Annotated in this window: 19 protein-coding genes; 13 read left to right on the forward strand and 6 right to left on the reverse strand. The window is 71.9% G+C overall.

The genetic code is table 11. The annotated features are described in order from the left end of the window. The first annotated feature begins 325 nt into the window (after positions 1-325). Positions 326-1915, forward strand: coding sequence for a PP2C family protein-serine/threonine phosphatase (locus ACZ5NJ_RS14080; protein WP_468765088.1), 1590 nt, complete (start codon positions 326-328; stop codon positions 1913-1915). A gap of 170 nt (positions 1916-2085) precedes the next feature. After that, the gene (locus ACZ5NJ_RS14085; RefSeq protein WP_468765089.1) at positions 2086-3552 is read left to right on the forward strand and encodes an aminopeptidase P family protein; all 1467 of its coding nucleotides are present in this window, start codon (positions 2086-2088) and stop codon (positions 3550-3552) included. Positions 3553-3608: 56 nt separating this feature from the next. Here ACZ5NJ_RS14085 and ACZ5NJ_RS14090 read toward each other — a convergent pair whose 3' ends face one another. Next, positions 3609-4088, reverse strand: a complete 480-nt coding sequence (locus tag ACZ5NJ_RS14090) for an ATP-binding protein (protein WP_468765090.1) — start codon at positions 4086-4088, stop codon at positions 3609-3611. A gap of 224 nt (positions 4089-4312) precedes the next feature. Between ACZ5NJ_RS14090 and ACZ5NJ_RS14095 the strand changes: the two genes are divergently transcribed. The 9 genes from ACZ5NJ_RS14095 to ACZ5NJ_RS14135 all read left to right on the forward strand — a co-directional run bounded on the left by ACZ5NJ_RS14095 (position 4313) and on the right by ACZ5NJ_RS14135 (position 14144). Then, positions 4313-5116, forward strand: coding sequence for a hypothetical protein (locus ACZ5NJ_RS14095; protein ID WP_468765091.1), 804 nt, complete (start codon positions 4313-4315; stop codon positions 5114-5116). A 114-nt stretch (positions 5117-5230) separates the two neighbouring features. Then, positions 5231-5944, forward strand: coding sequence for a YcnI family copper-binding membrane protein (locus tag ACZ5NJ_RS14100; protein WP_468765092.1), 714 nt, complete (start codon positions 5231-5233; stop codon positions 5942-5944). A gap of 112 nt (positions 5945-6056) precedes the next feature. Next, complete coding sequence (locus ACZ5NJ_RS14105) at positions 6057-6710, forward strand: SCO family protein (RefSeq protein WP_468765094.1); 654 nt, start codon at positions 6057-6059, stop codon at positions 6708-6710. Next, positions 6707-7240, forward strand: a complete 534-nt coding sequence (locus ACZ5NJ_RS14110; protein ID WP_468765096.1) for a copper chaperone PCu(A)C — start codon at positions 6707-6709, stop codon at positions 7238-7240. The genes ACZ5NJ_RS14105 and ACZ5NJ_RS14110 overlap by 4 nt, the downstream gene beginning before the upstream one ends. Positions 7241-7262: 22 nt before the next feature. After that, positions 7263-9251: a copper resistance CopC/CopD family protein gene (locus ACZ5NJ_RS14115; RefSeq protein WP_468765097.1), complete on the forward strand. Its 1989-nt coding sequence runs from the start codon at positions 7263-7265 to the stop codon at positions 9249-9251. A gap of 5 nt (positions 9252-9256) precedes the next feature. Continuing rightward, positions 9257-10543 (forward strand): iron uptake transporter deferrochelatase/peroxidase subunit, encoded by a 1287-nt coding sequence (efeB, locus tag ACZ5NJ_RS14120; RefSeq protein ID WP_468765098.1) that lies wholly within the window; start codon positions 9257-9259, stop codon positions 10541-10543. 42 nt (positions 10544-10585) lie between these two features. Then, on the forward strand, positions 10586-11521 hold the full coding sequence (pheA, locus tag ACZ5NJ_RS14125) for a prephenate dehydratase (RefSeq protein WP_468765099.1): 936 nt from the start codon (positions 10586-10588) through the stop codon (positions 11519-11521). A gap of 536 nt (positions 11522-12057) precedes the next feature. Further along, positions 12058-13335 (forward strand): serine--tRNA ligase, encoded by a 1278-nt coding sequence (gene serS / locus ACZ5NJ_RS14130; RefSeq protein ID WP_468765101.1) that lies wholly within the window; start codon positions 12058-12060, stop codon positions 13333-13335. Continuing rightward, complete coding sequence (locus ACZ5NJ_RS14135; RefSeq protein WP_468765102.1) at positions 13332-14144, forward strand: HAD family hydrolase; 813 nt, start codon at positions 13332-13334, stop codon at positions 14142-14144. The genes serS and ACZ5NJ_RS14135 overlap by 4 nt, the downstream gene beginning before the upstream one ends. 134 nt (positions 14145-14278) lie before the next feature. On the opposite strand, the gene ACZ5NJ_RS14140 is transcribed toward ACZ5NJ_RS14135, so the two are convergent. The 5 genes from ACZ5NJ_RS14140 to ACZ5NJ_RS14160 all read right to left on the reverse strand — a co-directional run bounded on the left by ACZ5NJ_RS14140 (position 14279) and on the right by ACZ5NJ_RS14160 (position 18528). Then, complete coding sequence (locus ACZ5NJ_RS14140) at positions 14279-14932, reverse strand: rhomboid-like protein (protein ID WP_468765103.1); 654 nt, start codon at positions 14930-14932, stop codon at positions 14279-14281. 80 nt (positions 14933-15012) lie between these two features. Continuing rightward, a complete protein-coding gene (locus ACZ5NJ_RS14145) occupies positions 15013-15732 on the reverse strand; it encodes an ABC transporter permease (protein WP_468765104.1) in 720 nt (239 codons plus the stop codon). Positions 15733-15747: 15 nt separating this feature from the next. Beyond that, positions 15748-16659 (reverse strand): ABC transporter ATP-binding protein, encoded by a 912-nt coding sequence (locus ACZ5NJ_RS14150; RefSeq protein WP_468765105.1) that lies wholly within the window; start codon positions 16657-16659, stop codon positions 15748-15750. Next, positions 16656-17543 carry an ABC transporter permease subunit gene (locus tag ACZ5NJ_RS14155; RefSeq protein ID WP_468765106.1) on the reverse strand — a complete coding sequence of 296 codons (888 nt, stop codon included), beginning with the start codon at positions 17541-17543 and terminating at the stop codon, positions 16656-16658. The genes ACZ5NJ_RS14150 and ACZ5NJ_RS14155 overlap by 4 nt, the downstream gene beginning before the upstream one ends. After that, positions 17533-18528, reverse strand: coding sequence for an ABC transporter ATP-binding protein (locus ACZ5NJ_RS14160; RefSeq protein WP_468765107.1), 996 nt, complete (start codon positions 18526-18528; stop codon positions 17533-17535). The genes ACZ5NJ_RS14155 and ACZ5NJ_RS14160 overlap by 11 nt, the downstream gene beginning before the upstream one ends. A gap of 222 nt (positions 18529-18750) precedes the next feature. Between ACZ5NJ_RS14160 and ACZ5NJ_RS14165 the strand changes: the two genes are divergently transcribed. Together ACZ5NJ_RS14165 and ACZ5NJ_RS14170 are read left to right on the forward strand one after the other, a co-directional pair. Next, positions 18751-19626, forward strand: a complete 876-nt coding sequence (locus tag ACZ5NJ_RS14165) for a M24 family metallopeptidase (protein WP_468765108.1) — start codon at positions 18751-18753, stop codon at positions 19624-19626. A gap of 5 nt (positions 19627-19631) precedes the next feature. Beyond that, on the forward strand, positions 19632-21407 hold the full coding sequence (locus ACZ5NJ_RS14170; protein ID WP_468765250.1) for an SDR family oxidoreductase: 1776 nt from the start codon (positions 19632-19634) through the stop codon (positions 21405-21407). The last annotated feature ends 24 nt before the right edge of the window (positions 21408-21431 follow it).

Below are 21431 nucleotides of genomic sequence, written 5' to 3' on the forward strand. Positions count from 1 at the left end.
CAGAAGCAGGTTCACACGGTTCGTGCAGTCTTCTTACGGGTCCGACAAACGTCCGGCGGGGCCCCGGAACGAGCGGTCCGAGCGACCCGCACCGGTGGAGAGACCGGCTGCCGCCGCTTAGGACGACGGCCCGGGCCGGGCGGTTCCCGGCGGTGCCGGGGGCGTCAACTGGCCCCGGGCACTACGGACTAGGTACCCGGACCCCCCGGAGCGCCTGTCCAGTCGATCGCAAAAACCGCGCGGTTCCTGCTTTTTCCAGCCAAGTTTTAGCCTCGGCTGGACAGTGAGTTGCCGCCCCACGGACACCAGTATTCCCACTGGGACAATGCTGGACATCGATCCTCGGGTGCGTGTAGATGTGGATCCATTGATGGCGGCGCAGCACGATCTGGGGGTTTGCGATGCTTCATGGCGAATCGCACCAGGTGGAAAGGCGGACGCCATGAGCGCCCCGCATCTGCCGAAAGTGGCTGGAATCGATCCAGCAGTTACAGCGTCAGCGCAGACTGTCGCGCCCACGCCCGGTCCCCTGTCCGCCACCACGGCGGCCACCGCCGCCCGGACCGCCCCCGCCCAGGCCGCCCCGCCTGCCGCGAGCAGCGTCATCCAGGACCGGCTGGCCGGCATGGTCTCCGACCTCACCACCCTCCACGAGCTGACGGAGCGCCTCGCCCGGGCCGCCGACCTCGACTCCTCCCTCCGGGAGTTCCTGCGTGCCGGGGCCGCCCTCGTCGGCGCCCGCCGCGGTCTGATCGTCCTGGAGCCCTCCGACGGACTCGGCCCCGCCGCCACCGTCGGCCTGGGCCTGGGCCGCGCCGACCTCGGCCACATCGAGACGGTGCCGCGCAGCGCCACCTCGTACGGCCGCATCCTCGACGGGCTCCCCGACGCCCACGGCGGCTCCGAGGTCCTCCCCGAACCCGGCGCACCCGAGACGCCCGGCGCCGGGGGCTACGAGCCGCCCGTCGACCCCCGTCACCGCGAGGTCGCCGCCCGCCTCGGTTACGCCGCCAGCTACGCCCTGCCGCTGACCGCCGACGCCACCGGCCGGCTCGGCGCGGCCGTCTGGCTCTACGACGAACAGGCCGAGCCGAGCGACCGCCAGCGCGACCTCGTCGGCCTCTACGTCCGGCACGCGGCCGAACACCTCGCCCGGATGCTGGAGGTCGACCGCTCCCGTACCCGGCTGGCCACCGTCGCCGAGGAACTGCTGCCCAGCCGGCTCCCCCGGATCCCCGGCGTGCAGCTCGCCGCCCGGCACCGGACGGGCCCGCTCGGCGGCGGCGACTGGTACGACGCGCTGCCGCTGCCCGAGGGCGCCATGGGACTCGCCGTCGGATCGGTCACCGGATCCGGCCCGAGCGCCGTCGCCGCGATGGGCCGGCTGCGGGCGTCGCTGCGCGCGTACGCCGTCATGGAGGGGGAGGACCCCGTCGCGGTCCTGTCCGACCTGGAGCTGCTGCTGCGCCTGACCGAGCCCGCGCGCTCGGCCACCGCGCTCTTCGCGTACTGCGAGCCCGCCGCCCGCAAGATCATCCTGGCCGGGGCCGGGCACACGCCGCCGCTGCTCATCGGCGAACGGCGCACCGAGTACGTCGAGACCTCCCTCTCGGCCCCCCTGGGGATGCTGGCCTGCTGGGAAGCGCCCAGCGTGGAGATCGAGCCCGCACCCGGAGAAACGGTGCTGCTGTACACGGACGGGCTGCTGCGGCGTACCGGCGACCCCATGGACCGGGCCTACGCCCGGCTGCACGCGGCGGCCTCGGGTGTGCCGCGCAGCGCCCGGGAGGACCCGGCGGCCGTCTGCGACCACATCCTGCGCACGCTGCTCCCCGAGGACGGGCCCGGCTCGTCCGCCTCCGACCCGTACCGGGACTCCGAGGACATCGTCCTGCTCGCGGCCCGGTTCGACTGACCGGCCCGGTTCGACTGGCCGGCGCGGTTCGACCGGCCGGCCCGCACTCCCCGAAGGGCGCCCGTTTTGACTTGTATGTCACAGGACTGGCCGGGCGCCGCCTCCTCACACATACGATGAACGGGGTTCGCACCCGGACCCGTGCGTGTCGTAGCGGCTGAGGAGATGACGTGGCTGACGAGCTCACCCCGGAGACCCCGGAAGAAGAGCAGCCCCAGAAGAAGCACAAGCAGCGCAAGAACGGGCTGTACCCGGGCGTCAGCGAGGAACTCGCGGAGAGCATGCGCACCGGCTGGGCCGACACCGAGCTCCACGGCCTGGAGGCCATCGCCCAGGCCGGCCACACCGCCGACCGCCGCGCCGCGCTGTCCGCACGCTTCCCCGGCGAGCGCCTGGTGATCCCGGCGGGCCGGCTGAAGACCCGCTCGAACGACACCGAGTACCCCTTCCGCGCCTCGACCGAGTACGTCTACCTCACCGGCGACCAGACCGAGAACGGCGTCCTCGTCCTTGAGCCCACCGGGGAGACCGGCCACGAGGCCACCGTCTACCTGCTGCCGCGCTCGAACCGCGAGAACGGCGAGTTCTGGCTGTCGGGCCAGGGCGAGCTCTGGGTCGGCCGCCGCCACTCCCTCACCGAGGCCGAGCAGCTGCTGGGCATCCCGGCCAAGGACGTCCGCGAGCTGCCCGAGGCCCTGACCGAGGCCACCGGCCCGGTCCGCGCCGTCCGCGGCCACGACTCCGTCATCGAGGCCGCCCTCACCGACAAGGTGACCAAGGAGCGCGACGAGGAGCTGCGCGTCTACCTCTCCGAGGCCCGCGCGGTGAAGGACGCCTTCGAGGTCGGCGAGCTGCAGAAGGCCGTGGACTCCACCGTCCGCGGCTTCGAGGACGTCGTGAAGGTCCTCGACAAGGCCGAGGCCACGTCCGAGCGCTACATCGAGGGCACCTTCTTCCTGCGCGCCCGCGTCGAGGGCAACGACGTCGGCTACGGCACCATCGCCGCCGCCGGCGCGCACGCCTGCACCCTGCACTGGGTCCGCAACGACGGCGCCGTCCGCTCCGGCGACCTGCTGCTGCTCGACGCCGGCGTGGAGACCCACTCCCTCTACACCGCCGACGTCACGCGCACGCTGCCGATCAACGGCACGTACACCGACATCCAGCGCAAGGTCTACGACGCGGTCTACGAGGCCCAGGAAGCCGGCATCGCCGCCGTCAAGCCCGGCGCGAAGTACCGCGACTTCCACGACGCCGCCCAGCACGTGCTCGCCGAGAAGCTCGTCGAGTGGGGTCTGCTGGAGGGCCCGGTCGAGCGCGTCCTGGAGCTCGGGCTGCAGCGCCGCTGGACCCTGCACGGCACCGGCCACATGCTCGGCCTGGACGTCCACGACTGCGCGGCCGCGCGCACCGAGGCGTACGTCGACGGCACGCTGGAGCCGGGCATGTGCCTGACCGTCGAGCCGGGCCTGTACTTCCAGGCCGACGACCTGACCGTGCCCGAGGAGTACCGGGGCATCGGCGTCCGGATCGAGGACGACATCCTCGTCACCGAGGACGGCAACCGGAACCTGTCCGCCGGGCTGCCGCGCACCTCGGTCGAGGTCGAGGCCTGGATGGCGCGGCTCAAGGGCTGACGTCCGCTCGTCGCGGAGGGCGGGGAGCCGGTCCGGCTCCCCGCCCTCCGGCGTTCCTAGGACACCCTCAGCAGGGCGTCCTCACGCCACTTCAGCATCCGTTCGAAGCTCACGACCGCCCCGCGGCCCGGCCGGTTGCGCAGGCGGACGTGGTCGGCGAGCTCGGCGATCAGGTGCAGGCCCCGGCCGTGTTCGGCCAGGGAGGGCCGGCGGCGGGCCACCGCCGAGGGCGGGAAACCCGGACCCGAGTCGGCGACCTCGATGCGGCAGCGGTCCCCGTCCAGGTAGGCGGTGACGTGGTAGGCCTCGGTGCCGTCCAGGACCTCGTCGGCGGGACGGCCGGCCGGACCGCCCGCCGGACCGCCGCGGCCGCCGTGCTCCACGGCGTTCGCGCAGGCCTCGCTCAACGCGACCGAAAGCTCGTAGGAGATGTCCGGGTCCACCCCCGCGGTCTCCATCGTCCCCAGCAGCAGTCGCCGGGCGAGCGGGACGCTCGCGGCTTCGCGCCGCAAGTGGAGAGACCACCAGATGCTCATACCGTACCTATTGCCGCCCGCGGCGAGGCGTAAGCCCCCGGCGGCCGCCACAGCCCTCATTCGGCCGATGCGGCATGTGCGTCCGGCGTGTATCGGGGTGCGGGGGCACGCGGCCGCGCGGACGGGCCCCGCCGTCGGCGGAGCCCGTCCCACACCGGAACCATAGGGTCCCTCCAGTACCTGCCGTAGGCAGGGACGGGGCCCAGTGCGATGATGGCCCGGCCATGTCTGCCACCCACACGACACGCGCCGGAGCGGGCCTCCGGACAACCCGGGCCGCGGTGTTCACCGCGGTCTGCGTCGTGCTGTCCGCGGCCGGCCACGCCGTGGCCTCCTGCGCGACCGTGCCGTGGTGGGCACTGGCCCTGGCCTTCGTCGCCGTCTTCGCGATCGCGGCCCCGCTCGCGGGACGCCGCCGTTCGCGGCCCGGCATCGCCGCCGGACTGGCCGTGGGCCAGCTCGGGCTGCACGCCCTGTTCGGCCTGGGCCAGCACGGCGCCGCCGCGGCACAGGCACCGGCCGCGGGCTCCGACACCTCGCTCGCGGCGCTCGCCGCCCAGCTCGTGTGTGGGGGCAACTCCGTGCCCCTGAGCCCCGCCGACGCGCGGCGGATCCTGGAAGCGGCCGGTCTGGACCCGGCCGCCCTGGCCGCCTCGGGTCACATGGGTCACATGCACCTGGCCACGGCCCCCGCCGGAGCCCCCGAGACCGGGCTGTTCAGCCCCGGCATGCTGCTCGGCCACCTGCTGGCCGCGCTGACGCTCGGCTGGCTGCTGGGCCGGGGTGACGCCGCGCTGTTCCGGCTGGTCGAGCTCTCCCGCCTCTCCTCCGAAGCCGACCCGATACGTCCGCTGCGCGCCGCGCTGGCCTTCGTACGGGTGCTCACGGCCGGCCTCCTCGGGACTCCCGCGCACGGCCCCCGGGCCCGCCGGACCGCTTCGGCACCGGTGGCGTCGGCAGGCCGGGAGGCACTCCTGCACTCCGTGATCCGGCGCGGTCCGCCGGCTGCGCTCGTCCTCGCAGCCTGACGCGGCACCTCCACTCCCCGGGACACCCGGCCGGAGCACCGGTGCCGTGACCTCCGCGCGCCCGTGCCGCGTGCGGACCCACCGTTCACCCCTGCTCTGTGGAGTGTTTCTGCCATGAAGACCTCTCGCGTCTCCTTCGCCGCCGCCCTCGCCGCCGGCGCCGTCCTCGCCCTCTCCGGTACCGCCTTCGCGCACGTCAGCGTGCAGCCCGGCGACGCCCCCAAGGGCGGCTACGCGACGATCAACTTCAAGGTCCCGAACGAGCGCGACAACGCCTCGACCACCCAGCTGGAGGTCAACTTCCCGGTCGACCAGCCGCTGACCTCCGTCATGCCGCAGGACATCCCCGGCTGGACGTCCACCGTCGAGAAGACCAAGCTCGACAAGCCGCTCAGCGTGCACGGCAAGCAGGTCAACGAGGTCGTCACCAAGGTGACCTGGACCGGCGGCAAGATCGAGCCCGGCAAGTTCCAGCAGTTCCCGGTCTCCGTCGGCAAGCTCCCCGACAACGCCGACAAGATGGTCTTCAAGGCCATCCAGACGTACGACAACAACGAGGTCGTCCGCTGGATCGAGGAGTCCAAGGAGGGCGCCGCCGAGCCGCAGAACCCCGCGCCCACGCTGAAGCTGACGGCCGCCGCCGGGGCCGACGACCACGACGCCGCCAAGCCGGCCGACGCCAAGAACGCCGCCAAGGACGAAAAGCACGACGAGGCCTCCGCCCCGAGCGGCTCCGACACGACCGCGCGCGCCCTCGGCATCGCCGGCATCGTCCTCGGCCTCGGCGGGGTGGCCTTCGGCATCGCCTCGCGCCGCCGCTCCGCCTGATCCACCGGGCCCGCGGGTCCGTCGTCCACGGGCCCGCGCAGGGCCCGTGCACCGGCCCGCCCGGGCCCTTGCCACACATCCGCACCCTCCCCGATCCCAGGGACACCCCCATATGCGCACCACACGTGTGACGGTCGCCGCCCTCGCGGTGGCGGCCGCACTCACCCTCACCGCCTGCGGCGGTGAGCCGGCCAAGAACAACGGGTCGGTCACGCAGATCACCGGCGAGAAGAAGACCGGAGCCGCGACCGTCCTCGACCGCCCCTTCGACAAGCCGGAGCTCGTCCTCACGGACACGACCGGCAAGGCGTGGAACCTGCGCGAGCAGACCAAGGGCCGGCCGACGCTGATCTACTTCGGCTACACCAACTGCCCCGACGTGTGCCCCCTGACGATGAGCAACATCGCCGTCGCCAAGAAGGCGCTCCCCAAGGAGGACCAGGACAAGCTCCAGGTCGTCTTCGTCACCACCGACCCCGAACGGGACACCCCGGAGTCCCTCGGTGCGTGGCTCAGGGCGCAGGACCCGGCGTTCACCGGGCTGACCGGTGACTTCGGCACCATCCAGGCCGCCGCCCGTTCCCTCGGCATCGGGATCGAGGCCCCCAAGAAGGAGCCCGACGGCAGCATCGTCTCCATGCACGGGGCCCAGGTCATCGCGTTCTCGCCCAAGACCGACGAGGGCTACGTCCTCTACGGCGAGGGCACGACCGTCGAGGACTACACCAAGGACCTGCCGAAGCTCATCAAGGGACAGAACCCGTGAACACCCGCACCACCCGCACCCTCGCCGCCGCCCTCTCCCTGACGGCCGCGCTCGCCATATCCGGCTGCTCCTCCTCTTCCTCCTCTCCCTCCTCCTCCGGCTCGGACTCGTCGAAGGCGGGCGCGGGTGTGAAGGCCGAGGAGTCGGCCAAGCCGAAGATGACGGTCAGCGGGGCCTACATGCCCGAGCCGGTCAACGACAAGATGGCCGGCGCCTTCATGGTCATCAAGAACGACTCGAAGACCGCCGACAAGCTGCTCGGGGTCACCAGCCCGCTCTCGGACGACCTCCAGGTCCACGAGACCAAGGACCAGAAGATGCAGCAGGTGCAGTCCATGGACGTGCCCGCGGGCGGCGAGCTGAACCTGGAGCGCGGCGGCAGCCACATCATGTTCATGGGCCTCAAGAACAAGCCGAACGTCGGCGACAAGGTCACCGTCGAGCTGCGTTTCGAGAAGGCCGAGCCGGTCAAGGTCGAGCTGGACGTCAAGGAACGGACGTACAACCCCCAGAACTCCACCGCCCACTGACGGACCGAGGAACTGACACGCCATGACGGCCACCGCCCCCGCTCCCTCTCCTTTCCGCGTCCGCGCCACGGCATCGCTGCCGCGGCTGGCGCTGGTTCTCGCAGCCCTGCTGGCAGCCCTGTTCACCGCGGCCGCCCCGGCCACGGCGCATGCCGCACTCACCGCGAGCGACCCCAAGGACGGGGCGGTGGTCGCCACGGCGCCCGCCCAGGTGACCCTCTCCTTCTCGGAGGAGGTCGCCATGGGTGACGACTCGATCCGCGTCATGGACCCGCAGGGCAAGCGCGTCGACACCGGCGAGCTGCGGAACATGTGCAGCGGATCGGTCATCCGCTACGGGACCGCCCTGCACTCGGGGCTGCCCGACGGCACCTACACCGTCGCCTGGCAGGCCGTCTCCGCCGACAGTCACCCGGTCTCCGGCGCCTTCACCTTCTCCATCGGCGCCCCCTCGGCCACCGCCGTCACCCTGCCCTCCCAGGCGGTGGGCGGCGGCCCCGTCGGCATCGCGTACGGCATCGCCCGCTACGCCGCCTACGCCGGGTTCACCGTCCTCGTGGGCGGCTCCGCCTTCATCCTGCTGTGCTGGCGCCGGGGTTCCGCCGAGCGCTCGCTGCAGAAGCTGGTGGTGCGCGGCTGGGTCACGCTCACCGCCGCCACGCTGGCGATGCTGGTGCTCCGCACCCCGTATACCGGGTCGGGCAAGTTCGCGGACGCCTTCGACCTCGACGGGCTCCAGGCCGTCCTGGAGACCAAGACCGGCGCCTCCTTCGTGTCCCGGCTGCTGCTGCTCGGCGCGGCCGCGCTGTTCATCGCCGTGCTCTTCGGCGCCTACGCGCGCCGCCAGAAAGACGCCGACGCGCAGAGCGCCGAGGAGACCAAGGACACGAGCGACCTGGCCTTCGGGCTCGGCATCGGCGGCACGGTCGTGGCCGCCGGCATCGCCGCCACCTGGGCGCTCGCCGAGCACGCGTCCACCGGTATCCAGCCCGGCATCGCGATGCCGGTCGACATCCTGCACCTGCTGGCCGTGGCCGCCTGGCTCGGCGGGCTCGTCGCCCTGCTCGTCGCCCTGCGCAAGGTGCCGGACATCGAGCGGGCGGCGGTCCGGCGTTTCTCCCGGGTCGCCTTCATCAGCGTCCTGGTCCTCGCCGTCACCGGCGTCTACCAGTCCTGGCGGCAGCTCGGCAGCTGGTCGGCGCTCACCGGCACCAGTTACGGCCGACTGCTGTTGATCAAGGTGGCCCTGGTGGCCGTCCTCGTCGCCATCGCCTCTCTCTCCCGCAAGTGGACCGCCCGCCTCGCCGACCTCGCGGTAGAGGAACGGGCCGTCGAGCCCGCGGCGGTGCTCGCGGGAGACGATGTTTCACGTGAAACGTCGGGCGGGGACGCCGCCGCCCAGCCCGCCGGAGCCGCCAAGTCGGCAGAGCCGGCCGACCCGAAGCGTGCCGCGCAGCTCGCCCGGCAGCGCGCGGCCCGCGAGAAGGCCCTGGAGAACCAGGTGCGCGACGCCGACCCGGGCCGCTCGGGCCTGCGCCGCTCCGTTCTCGCCGAAGCCGCGGTGGCCGTCGTCCTGCTGGCCGTCACCACGGTCCTGACCAGCACCGAGCCGGGCCGGGCCGTGGAGCAGGAGGCCGGCCGGGGCCCGGCCGCCACCGCCGTGCCCAACCGGCCGATCAAGATCTCCCTGCCGTACGACACCGGCGGCCAGAACGGGAAGGGCACCGTGCGGCTGGAGCTCGACCCGGGCCGGGTCGGTGCCAACACCCTGCACCTGTGGGCGGACGGCGCCGACGGCAGCCCCGCCGACCTGCCCGAGGTGAAGATCTCCTTCACCCTCCCGGCCAAGGAGATCGGCCCGCTGCCGGTGGCCCCGGACCGGGCCGCGCCCGGACACTGGACGGCGTCCGGCGTCCAGCTGCCCCTCCCGGGCGAGTGGCGCATCGACGTGACCGTCCGCACCTCCGACATCGACCAGACGACCGTCCAGAAGAACGTGAAGATCGGCTGAACAGCGTGACCGACAGCACCACCGCGATCACCCCCGACATCGAGATCTCCCGGCGCCGCCTGCTGGGCACAGTCGGCGCCGCCGGCGCCGTCGGGCTCGCGCTCGGCGCCACCGGGGGAGCCCTCGTGCACTCGGCGGTCACCGACGCCCCGGCCGGCGCCCCCGGCGCGGCCGGTTCCCTCTCCTCCCTGGGCGCCACCGCGGTCGCCTTCGAAGGAGACCACCAGGCGGGCATCACCACCCCGCTCCAGGCCAAGGGCCACGTCCTCGCCTTCGACCTGACGCCGGGCGCCGGGCGCACGGAGGCGGCGGCGCTGATGCGCCGCTGGTCCGACACCGCACGACGGCTCATGGCCGGGCAGACCGCCCCGACGGCGGACAGCGGCGTCGCCCTCGACGCGGGGCCCTCGTCCCTCACCGTCACGTTCGGCTTCGGCCACTCCTTCTTCGAGCGCACGGGCCTCACCGCCCGCCGCCCGACGGCCCTGGACCCGCTGCCCGACTTCTCCTCGGACCGGCTCGACGCCCAGCGCAGCAACGGCGACCTGTGGGTGCAGATCGGCTCGAACGACGGCCTCGTCGCGTTCCACGCCCTGCGCGCGCTCCAGAAGGACGCCGGGGAGGCCGCGCGGGTGCGCTGGCAGATGAACGGCTTCAACCGCACCCCCGGCGCCACCGCCTCCCCGATGACCGCCCGCAACCTCATGGGCCAGATCGACGGCACCGGGAACCCCAAGCCCGCGGATCCCGACTTCGACAAGCGGATCTTCGTACCGGCCGCGGGCCCCGGGCCCGCGGAGCACGCCTGGATGGCCGGGGGCTCGTACGCGGTCGTCCGCCGGATCCGGATGCTGCTGGACGACTGGGACAAGCAGTCCCTGGCCCAGCAGGAGCAGGTCATCGGCCGGACGAAGGCCGACGGCGCCCCCCTGACCGGCGGTGGCGAGACCACGCCGCTGGCGCTGGACAAGCTCGGCCCCGACGGCAAGCCGGTGATCCCGTCCAACGCGCACGCGCGGATCTCCGCGCCCGCGCAGAACGGCGGCGCCGCCATGCTCCGGCGGCCCTTCTCCTTCCACGACGGGATCGCGCCCGACGGCACACCCGACGCCGGTCTGCTCTTCATCTGCTGGCAGGCCGATCCGCTGCGCGGGTTCGTCCCGGTCCAGCGCAAGCTCGACCGTGGTGACGCGCTGTCGGCGTTCATCCGGCACGAGTCGAGCGGCCTGTACGCCGTCCCGCCCGGCCCACGCGCCGGCGAGTACGTGGGGCAGCGGCTGCTCGAAGGGTGAACGGCCCCACGGCGGCGCCCCGCCCGGCATTAGGCTGACCGCATGTCGGCCACGCGCTTCACCTATCTCGGTCCCGAGGGCACGTTCACCGAGGCGGCCCTCCGCACCCTGCCGGAAGCCGCCACCCGGGAGCTCGTCCCGATGGTGTCGGTCCCGGCCGCCCTGGACGCCGTGCGCAACGGCGAGGCGGCGGCCGCACTGGTACCGATCGAGAACTCGGTGGAGGGCGGCGTCACCGCCACTCTCGACGAGCTGGCCTCCGGCGAGCCGCTGATGATCTACCGCGAGGTGCTGCTACCCATCGCGTTCGCGCTGCTGGTGCGGCCCGGGACCGAGCTGTCGGACGTCAAGACCGTCACCGGGCACCCGGTCGCCCAGCCGCAGGTGCGCAACTGGCTGCGCACGCACCTGCCCGACGCGGTGTGGGAGTCGGCCGCCTCCAACGCGGACGGCGCGCGGCTGGTCCAGGAGGGCCGGTTCGACGCCGCCTTCGCGGGGGAGTTCGCCGCCGCCACGTACGGGCTGGAGGCGCTGGTCACCGAGATCCACGACGCGCAGAACGCCGAGACCCGGTTCGTCCTGGTCGGCCGGCCCGCCCGCCCGGCCGCTCCCACGGGCGCCGACAAGACCTCCGTGGTGGCGTGGCTCGGCGACGACCACCCCGGCGCCCTGCTGGAGCTCCTCCAGGAGTTCGCCGTCCGGGGCGTGAACCTGATGCTGATCCAGTCCCGGCCGACGGGCGAGGGGATCGGCAACTACTGCTTCGCCGTGGACGCCGAGGGGCACATCTCCGACCGCCGGGTGAGCGAGGCTCTGATGGGGCTGCGCCGGACCTGTCCCCAGGTCCGCTTCCTGGGCTCGTACCCGCGCGCGGGCGTTGCGCTGAGTGAGGTGCGCGCGGCGCGGCCGGGCACCTCCGATGGCGACTTCACAGAGGCTTCCGACTGGCTGGCCCGCTGCCTCGACGGCCGGGCGTAGGCCGTCGACACTTCTTCCACTTGTCCACAGAGTTATCCACAGGCCGAGAGGGAGACCTGGGGACAAGTCGACAGAGCGGCCCGACAAGGTCGACAAATCGGTCGGGTGGCCCAGGTTTCGCGCTGGGGAGCGACAGGTGAACGGCGTCACCCCTGTATCACCGATCAACTCTTTGGGGCGAGCCATTCCCACCCGAATGAGTGTGTGAGGGTGGTTTGAACCCTGAACCGGCCCCGCCCCTCAAGGGTCGCCATTGATCTAATTCGGTGTCCACAGACGCGGCTCACAGCCTGTGGATAAGGGGGCTCGGGAAGGAATTCCTGTGGACAAGGCTGAGCGCTCAGCGCTGCTCAGGCCCTCTCGGGCCGCCACCGCCCCGCCCCTTTTCGGGGAATCGGGCCGGTTTTATCAACCTCTTCGAGGGGCCTGTTCCGGCCACTGGGGCAAGGGATTTGCATTCACCTCAATCGGGACATAATGACACGCAGCGTGATATCGGTGTGATCCCAGGAAGCCCAGACCGGTAGCCTGGAGGGGTGATTGACCTTCGGCTGCTCCGTGAAGACCCTGACCGTGTCCGCGCCTCGCAGCGCGCCCGTGGAGAGGACGTCGACCTCGTCGACGCGCTGCTCTCCGCCGACGAGCGCCGCAGGTCCTCCGGCATGCGCTTCGACGAACTGCGCAATGAGCAGAAGTCCCTCGGCAAGCTCATCCCCAAGGCCACTCCGGAGGAGCGGGCCGTCCTGCTGGCCAAGGCCGAGCAGCTCAAGGCCGACGTCAAGGCGGCCGAGGCGGAGCAGAACGAGGCGGACGAGGCTGCCAAGCAGCTCCTGCTCAAGCTCGGCAACATCGTCCACGAGGACGTCCCCGTCGGCGGCGAGGAGGACTTCACCGTCCTTGAGACGCACGGCACGATCCGCGACTTCGCCGCCGAGGGCTTCGAGCCCCGGGACCACCTGGAGCTCGGCGAGGCGCTGGGCGCCATCGACGTCGAGCGCGGCGCCAAGGTCTCCGGATCGCGCTTCTACTACCTGACGGGCGTCGGCGCCCTGCTGGAGCTCGCCCTCGTCAACGCCGCGATCGCGCAGGCCACCGAGGCCGGCTTCATCCCGATGCTCACCCCCGCGCTGGTCCGCCCGCGCGCCATGGAGGGCACCGGCTTCCTCGGCCAGGCCGCGGAGAACGTGTACCACCTGGAGAAGGACGACTACTACCTGGTCGGCACCTCCGAGGTCCCGCTCGCGGCGTACCACATGGACGAGATCATCGACGCCGACAAGCTGCCCCTGCGGTACGCCGGCTTCTCGCCGTGCTTCCGCCGTGAGGCCGGCACGTACGGCAAGGACACCCGCGGCATCTTCCGCGTCCACCAGTTCGACAAGGTCGAGATGTTCTCCTACGTCGCGCCGGAGGACGCCGAGGCCGAGCACAAGCGGCTCCTGGAGTGGGAGAAGCAGTGGCTGACCAGCCTGGAGCTGCCGTTCCAGGTCATCGACGTCGCCACCGGCGACCTGGGCGCCTCCGCCTCCCGCAAGTTCGACTGCGAGGCGTGGATCCCGACCCAGGGCAAGTACCGCGAGCTGACCTCCGCCTCGAACTGTGACGGCTTCCAGGCCCGTCGCCTGCAGATCCGCTACCGCGAGGACAAGAAGACCGCCCCGCTGTCGACGCTGAACGGCACCCTGTGCGCCGTCCCGCGCACCATCGTGGCCATCCTGGAGAACCACCAGCAGGCCGACGGCTCCGTCCGGGTCCCCCCGGTGCTCCGTCCGTACCTGGGCGGCCGCGAGGTGCTGGAGCCGATCGCCAAGTGAGCCCGGCCCCGTTCCCGTACAAGCTCGTCGCGACGGATCTCGACGGCACGCTCCTGCGTGACGACGACACCGTCTCGGAGCGCACCCGTGAGGCGCTCGCCGCGGTCACCGCGGCGGGCGCGGCGCACATCATCGTCACCGGCCGGGCCGTGCCCTGGACCCGGGGCGTGCTGGACGACCTCGGCTACGACGGGATCGCCGTGTGCGGGCAGGGCGCGCAGGTCTACGACGCGGGAGCGCACCGGCTGCTGACCTCGGTGACGCTCGACCGGCAGCTGGCCGGTCTGGCGCTCTCGAAGATCGAGGCCGAGGTGGGCCCGCTGGCGCTGGCCGCCAGCCGGGACGGGGTGGACGGCGAGGTCCTGTTCGGCCCCGGCTACCAGGTGCAGGAGGGCCTCCCGGCGCTCTACCTGGAGGACACCGCGGCCGTCTGGAGCGCTCCGCTCAACAAGCTGTACATCCAGCACCCGGGGATGGGCGAGGACGAGCTGGTCAAGGTGGCCCGGGAGATCGTCGGCAGCCTGGTCGACATCGTGATGGCCGGCCCGGGGATAGTGGAGATCCTGCCGCTGGGACTGAGCAAGGCCACCGGTCTCTCGCTCGCCGCCCGCCGGCTGAAGGTGAAGGCGGCCGAGACGATCGCCTTCGGCGACATGCCCAACGACATCCCGATGTTCGGCTGGGCCGCGCACGGCGTCGCGATGGCCAACGCCCACGCCGATCTGAAGGCCGTGGCGGACGAGGTGACCACCTCGAACCAGGAGGACGGCATCGCGGTGGTGCTGGAACGCCTGCTGGGCGCCGCCTGAGCCGCACCCGCTCATGGAGAAGGTCCGGAACAGCCCGCGCCGCCAGGCGCGCTCGAAGTGGCTGTTCCGGACCTCTTTGTTGCTCCCCGCACCTCCACTGTGCCGGGGGCGTACGCCCCTTACCAGCGAATTTCTCATGTTTCACGTGAAACATGGACCTCGTGCGGGTCCGGATGGAGCGTCAGCGGCCAGGCCAGCAGCCCCACGGCCAGCGAGATGGCGTGGCCGAGGTCGGTGAAGCTGCCGCCGGTGAGCAGGGGGATCCCGAAGAAGGCCACGGCACCGGCCAGGTAGAGCCATCTCCAGGGGTGCGGGAGCCGGTAGGTCAGGACGCCGACGGAGGCCGCGAGCCCGTAGCTGACGCCGATGTCCACGACGTGCGTCATGCTGTGCGGCGCCCGGTTGTCCTGGATGGCCATGAGGAGCACCTTCTGGCTGGCGAGGGTGGCGACGATGTGGGCGGTCGCGACGATCACCAGCCAGCGCAGGGTGCCCAGCCAGCGTTCGACGGTGGCGTGGAAGACCTCGAAGAGCAGGGTGTAGAGGGCGAGCGAGGCGGGGTTCTCGATCCAGAAGGCACTGCTCACCAGGGCCCGCAGCGGGTACTTGACCAGCTGGTGGATGTTGCTGCTGTTGCGATGGAGCAGCACGTGGTCGAGGCGGTCGGGGGCGATCGCCACGATGACGCTGGTCACGGCCACGATCAGCAGCCATATGTGCGTGCCGGGCGCGGAGCGTATCCAGGCCCGCAGAGGCCTGGACGGCTCGGGTCCCGGGTGCTCGATCATGCCCCGATGATGCCCCCTACGGCCGTGCCCCGCCTGGCCGGTGGGCCGGGCGGGGCACGGTTTCCGGCCGGTGACGCGGGCTACTCCTCGCCGGCCAGGGTGAGGCGGCGGAGCTTCTGGCCGGCGTACGCGGTGGCGCCGACGGTGACCGCGACGAGCAGGAGGACGGCGGTGGGCAGGGCCACGCTGGAGTCGACGTACCCCTGTCCGGCGACCTTCTCGGCCAGGGCCAGGGCCCACTGCTGGACGCTGAGGGTCTTGGCCCCGGAAACCAGGCTGCCGAAGAGGGACTCCCAGATCAGCGCGTAGACCAGGCCGAAGACGACCGCGTGCCGGCTGACGGTGCCCAGAAGCAGGAACAGCGCGCTGTAGGCGATGGAGGCGACGAGGGCGGCGACGGTGTAGGCGACGGCGATCTGCTGGCCGTTGCCGTTGAGGACGAAGCCCGCGATCAGGGTGGGGACGGCGGAGAAGACCATGGTGACGGCGATCGCGACGATCAGCTTGGTCATGATGATCGTCGGGCGCTTCACCGGCTTGGAGAGCAGGTAGACGATCGAGCCGTCGTCGATCTCGGGCCCGATGGCTCCGGTCCCGGCGATGACGCCGATCAGGGGGACCATCGTGGCGAGTGCGAAGCCGCCGAGCAGCTCCGCGGCGACCTTGTCGTCCACTCCCGCGAAGAAGCGGACCACGACGGAGATGAGGATCAGCAGGGCCGGCAGTGCGAAGAGGATCGCCGCACGCCGGCGGCCGAGGAGGGCCCGGTAGGTGAGCCGGGCGACGGTGGGGTCGTACATGGGTACCAGCTCCTTTCAGGCCGCGACGAGGTAGGAGAAGACGGATTCGAGGGATTCGTCCGAGGGCGAGACCGTCAGCAGCCGGATGCCGTGCGCGCGGGCGACCCGGGGCAGCAGCTCGGTGAAGCGCCCGAAGTCGACGGCCTGGACGCGCAGGGCGCCTTCCTTGAGGTCGACCTCGATGCCGGCGGTCGACGGGTCGGCGATCAGGGCCGCGGCGAGGGCCCGGTCGTCCGAGGAGCGGATCAGGTAGCGGTGCGGGCGGTCCGTCATCAGGCGGCGGATCTTGCGGAAGTCGCCGGAGGCGGCGTGCCGCCCGGCGACGACCACCTCGATGTGCGAGGCCAGCTGCTCGACCTCCTCCAGGATGTGGGAGGAGAACAGGACGGTGCGGCCCTCGTCGCCCATCCGCCGCAGCAGGTCCATGAGCTGCATGCGCTGGCGCGGGTCCATGCCGTTGAAGGGCTCGTCGAGCAGCAGCACCGACGGGTCGTGGACGAGGGCGGAGGCCATCTTCACGCGCTGGCGCATGCCCTTGGAGTACGTGGCGATCTTTCGGTCCTGGGCGTACTCCATCTCGACGGTGGCGAGCGCCCGCTGGGCCGCCGCGTCGTCGAGCCCGTGCAGCTCGGCGTTGGCGACGACGAACTCCCGGCCGGTGAGGAAGTCGTACATGGCCTCGCGTTCGGGGACGACGCCGATCTGCCGGTAGACCTGCTCGTTGCGCCAGATCGGCGCGCCGTCGAGGGTCACGGTGCCCGTGGAGGGGGCGAGGAAGCCGCCCATCATGTTGATGAGGGTGGACTTGCCCGCGCCGTTGGGGCCGAGGAGGCCGGTGACGCCGGGGCCGATGCGCATGGTCACGTCGTTGACGGCGACGACGTTCCCGAACCAGCGAGAGGCGTGGTCGATGTCGATGGTGGTCACAGCCCGGCCTTCCGGTAGCGGGCCATCAGGGCGGCGTAGGAGCCGGCGATGAGGCCGAGGATGACGAGCAGGTAGACGACACCGGTGCCGGCCGAGGGGCCCTCACCGCCGGGGAAGGCGGAGGTCGCACCGAGGAAGGCGGTCTGCACGCCGTCGATCAGGGTGATCGGGGAGAAGAGGCCCAGCCACTCGATGGGGCCGGTGTTGCCGGTCCCGTAGGCGACCGCCTGCACGGTGGAGACGGCGCCGTAGGGGATGAGCAGCATGGCGATGACCGCGGCGACGCCGAACCCGCGGCGCGGGGTGAGCGCGGCCATGACCAGCCCGAGGCCCGCGAAGAGGAGCGACAGCAGGAGTACCGACACCAGTGCCTGCCCGAATCCCTTGGTCTGGTGACCGAAGTCGAACTTCGCCAGCAGCGAGCCGATCCACATGATCAGCAGCGGGGTGGCGGTGAGGATGAACAGGGCCGAGGCCATCGCCGCGTACTTGGCCAGGACGTAGTCGACCCGCTCGATGGGCCGGGAGAAGTACAGCGGCACCGTCTTGAACCGCAGGTCCCGCGAGACCGACTGGGGCGCCTGGGACGCGAGGTAGAGCCCGATGACCACCTGGGTGGTCACGGCGTACGTCGTGTACTTGATCGGCAGGTCGGTGGAGCCGGGCACCGCGATGGCCACGGCGACGATGATCAGCGCGGGGACGCACATCACCGCGAAGAGGATCATCGGCAGGACCTTGGACTTGGCCGAGCGGCCGAGCCCGTAGGCGCCGCGCAGCGACTGCGAGAACAGCGAGGTGCGGGCGTAGGCGCGGCCGAGCCGGGGGCCGTCGTAGGACCGGTAGCCGATGTTGTGGATCTGGGTCGAGGTCTCAGGCGCCATCGGTACCGGCTCCCGTCTGCTGGATCTGGATCCGCTGCGCGGACTGGTCGCTCTCGCGGAAGACCTCCGCGATGTGGTGGCGGCGCTGTTCCATGCGGACCAGGCCGACGCCGAGGTCGGCGACGGTGTCGCGGATGGTGTCGTACGTGTCCTCGCCCGTCGCCTCGACGAGGAGGATGTGGCCGGCTCCGGGCAGGCCCTGTTCCTCGGCCGCGTGGAGGGTGATGCCCGCCGCCGTGAGGGCCTTGCGCAGGGCGGCCGTTCCGTCCGGGTGCGCGTCGGAGTCGGTGACCTCCACCGCCAGGGTGGTCGTGGTCTGCGTGAAGTCGCTGGTCGAGCTGGAGCGCAGCAGCTTGCCGCCGTCGATGACCACGACGTGGTCGCAGGTCCGCTCCAGCTCGCCGAGGAGGTGGGAGGTGACCAGGACGGAGATGCCGAAGTCGGTGTGGACGCGGCGGATCAGGCCGAGCATCTCGTCGCGGCCCACCGGGTCGAGGCCGTTGGTCGGCTCGTCGAGCAGGACCAGCTGCGGGTCGTGGACCAGCGCCTGGGCCAGCTTGACGCGCTGCTTCATGCCGGTGGAGTAGCCGCCGATGGGGCGGTAGCGCTCCTCGTACAGCCCGACGTGGCGCAGGGTGTCGGCGGTCCGCTCGCGGGCGGCCGTCGGCGGGAGCCCGGACATGCGCGCCATGTGGACGACGAACTCGGTGGCCGAGACGTCGGGCGGCAGGGCGTCGTGCTCGGGCATGTAGCCGACGCGCTCACGGATGGCACTGCCGTGCGTGGCGACGTCCAGTCCGAGGACGGCGGCACGCCCCTCGGTGGCCGGGGACAGCCCGAGCAGGATCTTGATCAGCGTGGACTTGCCGGCTCCGTTGGCGCCCACGAGCCCGGTCACTCCGGGCCCGATGTCCAGGGAGAGCCGGTCGAGGGCGGTCACTCGGGGATACCGCTTGCTCAGGCTTTCGGTCGCGATGACAGTCACGGCTCCGACGTTAGTGCCGGGGCCGGGGCGGATCGTCAGACCTGGAGCGGGACCGCGTATCCGCCTTGAGGACTACGGACCCTGACGCGAGGCTGACACCGGCCGGGCCGGGACCGGGTTGTCCACAGGTCCGTGCACGGCTCTTGACGTGATCTCCGGTCATTGTCACATTCATCAGTGTCAACTTGACGGCGGCACGGCTGACAGGGACGGACGGCTGGCATGGCTGGGGACACGGGCACCAGGGAACGCACCGCGCACGGCTCGGCACGGCTGAGCGCCGAGCTGCGCGGCTTCAGGGAGGTCCAGCGCCTCGCCTACGAGTGCGCGGAGACGGTGGCGGCGCAGCTGCGCGCCGGGGTGACCGAGCGCGAGGCGGCCCGGATGCAGCGCGAGTGGCTGCGCGAGCGCGGGGTGCGGGACTGGTTCCACCTGCCCTTCGCCTGGTTCGGGGACCGCACCGCCTTCACGAACTTCAGGATCCCGCTCCAGTTCTTCCCGACCAACCGGAAGCTGGAGCCGGGGATGCCGTTCATCCTCGACATGGCGCCGGTGTACCGGGGCTACGCCGCCGACATCGGCTATTCGGGCAGCCTCGGCCTCAACCCGGTGCAGGACCGGCTGATGTCCGACCTGCGCCCGCACCGGGCGCTGATCCTGGAGCAGGTGCGCGAGCGCCGCCCGCTGCGCGAGATCTACGAGAACGTCGAGCGGCTGATGACCCGCCAGGGGTATGCCAACCGGCACCGGGCCTACCCGTTCGGGGTCATCGCGCACAAGATAGACCGGGTCAAGGAGCGCCGCTGGTCCCCGACCGCGTTCGGGTTCGGCACCCAGTCCCTCAAGGGGCTGGCCTCCGACGCCCTGCACGGCCACCGCGAGGGCTGGTCCCCGCTGTGGAGCCCGTACCACTTCTCCGACCACCCGCCGCAGCCCGGCCTGTGGGCGGTGGAGCCGCATCTGGGCTTCCGGGGCACGGGTGCGAAGTTCGAGGAGATCCTGGTCGTCACCGACTCCCGGGATCCCGAGGAGAGCGCGTTCTGGCTGGACGACGACCTGCCGCACGTGCGGCGCTGGACCGAGGAGAAGGCGGCATGAGCGGGATGAGCGGCACGGCACTGGCGGGCGCGCGCGAGCGCCGGGTGAGCACGGGCGGGATCGAGCTGTGCGTCGTCGAGCTCGGTGAGCCGGACCGGCCCACCGTGCTGCTGGTGCACGGCTACCCGGACAGCAAGGAGGTCTGGTCCGAGGTTGCCGAGCGGCTCGCGGCCCGGTTCCACGTGGTGCTGTACGACGTGCGCGGGCACGGCCGGTCCTCGGCTCCGGTGCCGCTGCGCGGGGGCTTCACCCTGGAGAAGCTGACGGACGACTTCCTGGCCGTGGCGGACGCCGTCTCCCCGGACCGGCCCGTGCACCTGGTGGGGCACGACTGGGGTTCGGTCCAGGGCTGGGAGTTCGCGACGGTCGCCCGTACCGAGGGCCGGATCGCCTCCTTCACCTCCATGTCCGGCCCCTCCCTCGACCACTTCGGGCACTGGATCAAGAAGCGGATGACGCGGCCGACCCCGCGGCGGGCCGCCCAGCTGCTGAACCAGGGCGCGAAGTCCTGGTACGTGGGGATGCTGCACACGCCGGTGCTGCCGGAGCTCGCCTGGCGCGGTCCGCTGGGCAAGCGCTGGCCGAGGATCCTCGCACGGCTGGAGGAGGTCCCGGCCGGCTCCTCCTACCCGACGTCCTCGCTGCCCTCCGACGCGGCGCACGGCGCCTGGCTCTACCGCGACAACGTCCGGCCCCGCCTGCGCCGGCCGCGCGCCGACGCGTACGCGCACGTACCGGTGCAGCTGATCACCCCGACCGGGGACGCCTTCCTCTCCGAGCGGCTCTACGACGACCTGGAGCGGTGGGCCCCGGACCTGGTGCGGCGCACCCTGCCCGCGAAGCACTGGATCCCGCGGACCCGGCCCGACCAGGTGGCAGCCTGGATCGGCGAGTTCGTCACCGCCCGGGAGGAGCCCACGGCGAAGGCGCCCGAGCGGAGGGCCCCGGGGAAGCACGCCGACCGGTTCGCCGGCCGGCTGGTGCTGGTCACCGGCGCCGCCAGCGGCATCGGGCGGGCCACCGCCTTCGCGTTCGCCGAGGCCGGGGCCCGGGTCGTGGCCGTGGACCGGGACGGGGAGGGGGCGGCCCGTACCGCCGAGATGGCCCGGCTCGTCGGCGCCGCCGATGCCTGGGGGGAGTGCGTCGACGTCAGCGACGAGCAGGCGATGGAGAAGCTCGCGGCGAAGGTCGCCGCCGAGTACGGCATCGTCGACGTGCTGGTCAACAACGCCGGCATCGGGCTGTCGGGGTCCTTCCTGGACACGGCCTCCGAGGACTGGAAGAAAGTCCTCGACGTGAACCTGTGGGGGGTCATCCACGGCTGCCGGATCTTCGGCAGGCAGATGGCCGAGCGGGGTCAGGGCGGACACATCGTCAACACCGCCTCCGCCGCCGCCTACCTCCCCTCCCGGACCCTGCCCGCGTACAGCACCTCCAAGGCCGCGGTGCTGATGCTGAGCGAGTGCCTGCGCGCGGAACTCGCCTCCCGGTCGATCGGGGTCTCGGCGATCTGCCCGGGCATCGTGAACACCAACATCACCGCCACCTCGCGGTTCGCGGGGGTGGACGCGGCCGAGGAGAAGCGCCGTCAGGAGCGGTCCTCGCGGCTGTACGGACTGCGGAACTTCCCGCCGGAGAAGGTCGCCGACGCGATCCTGCTCGCGGTGGTGAAGAACCGGGCGGTGGTGCCCGTGACCCCCGAGTCCAAGGGCGCCCTGTGGATGTCCCGGTTCATGCCGAACACGCTGCGGCGGATCGCGAGGCTGGAGCCCCGGCTGTGAACCGCCGCGTCGGTGCCGGCCGGG

It is taken from the genome of Streptomyces sp. NPDC032091 (genome assembly GCF_055580265.1).

Bases quoted from the DNA above. Each gene is read 5' to 3' on its own strand.
- ACZ5NJ_RS14170 (WP_468765250.1), top strand. From the start codon at position 19,632: ATGAGCGGCACGGCACTGGCGGGCGCGCGCGAGCGCCGGGTGAGCACG.
- ACZ5NJ_RS14155 (WP_468765106.1), bottom strand. From the start codon at position 17,543: ATGGCGCCTGAGACCTCGACCCAGATCCACAACATCGGCTACCGGTCC.
- ACZ5NJ_RS14115 (WP_468765097.1), top strand. From the start codon at position 7,263: ATGACGGCCACCGCCCCCGCTCCCTCTCCTTTCCGCGTCCGCGCCACG.
- ACZ5NJ_RS14105 (WP_468765094.1), top strand. From the start codon at position 6,057: ATGCGCACCACACGTGTGACGGTCGCCGCCCTCGCGGTGGCGGCCGCA.
- ACZ5NJ_RS14080 (WP_468765088.1), top strand. From the start codon at position 326: ATGCTGGACATCGATCCTCGGGTGCGTGTAGATGTGGATCCATTGATG.
- ACZ5NJ_RS14165 (WP_468765108.1), top strand. From the start codon at position 18,751: ATGGCTGGGGACACGGGCACCAGGGAACGCACCGCGCACGGCTCGGCA.
- pheA (WP_468765099.1), top strand. From the start codon at position 10,586: ATGTCGGCCACGCGCTTCACCTATCTCGGTCCCGAGGGCACGTTCACC.
- ACZ5NJ_RS14145 (WP_468765104.1), bottom strand. From the start codon at position 15,732: ATGTACGACCCCACCGTCGCCCGGCTCACCTACCGGGCCCTCCTCGGC.
- ACZ5NJ_RS14095 (WP_468765091.1), top strand. From the start codon at position 4,313: ATGTCTGCCACCCACACGACACGCGCCGGAGCGGGCCTCCGGACAACC.
- ACZ5NJ_RS14100 (WP_468765092.1), top strand. From the start codon at position 5,231: ATGAAGACCTCTCGCGTCTCCTTCGCCGCCGCCCTCGCCGCCGGCGCC.
- ACZ5NJ_RS14140 (WP_468765103.1), bottom strand. From the start codon at position 14,932: ATGATCGAGCACCCGGGACCCGAGCCGTCCAGGCCTCTGCGGGCCTGG.
- ACZ5NJ_RS14090 (WP_468765090.1), bottom strand. From the start codon at position 4,088: ATGAGCATCTGGTGGTCTCTCCACTTGCGGCGCGAAGCCGCGAGCGTC.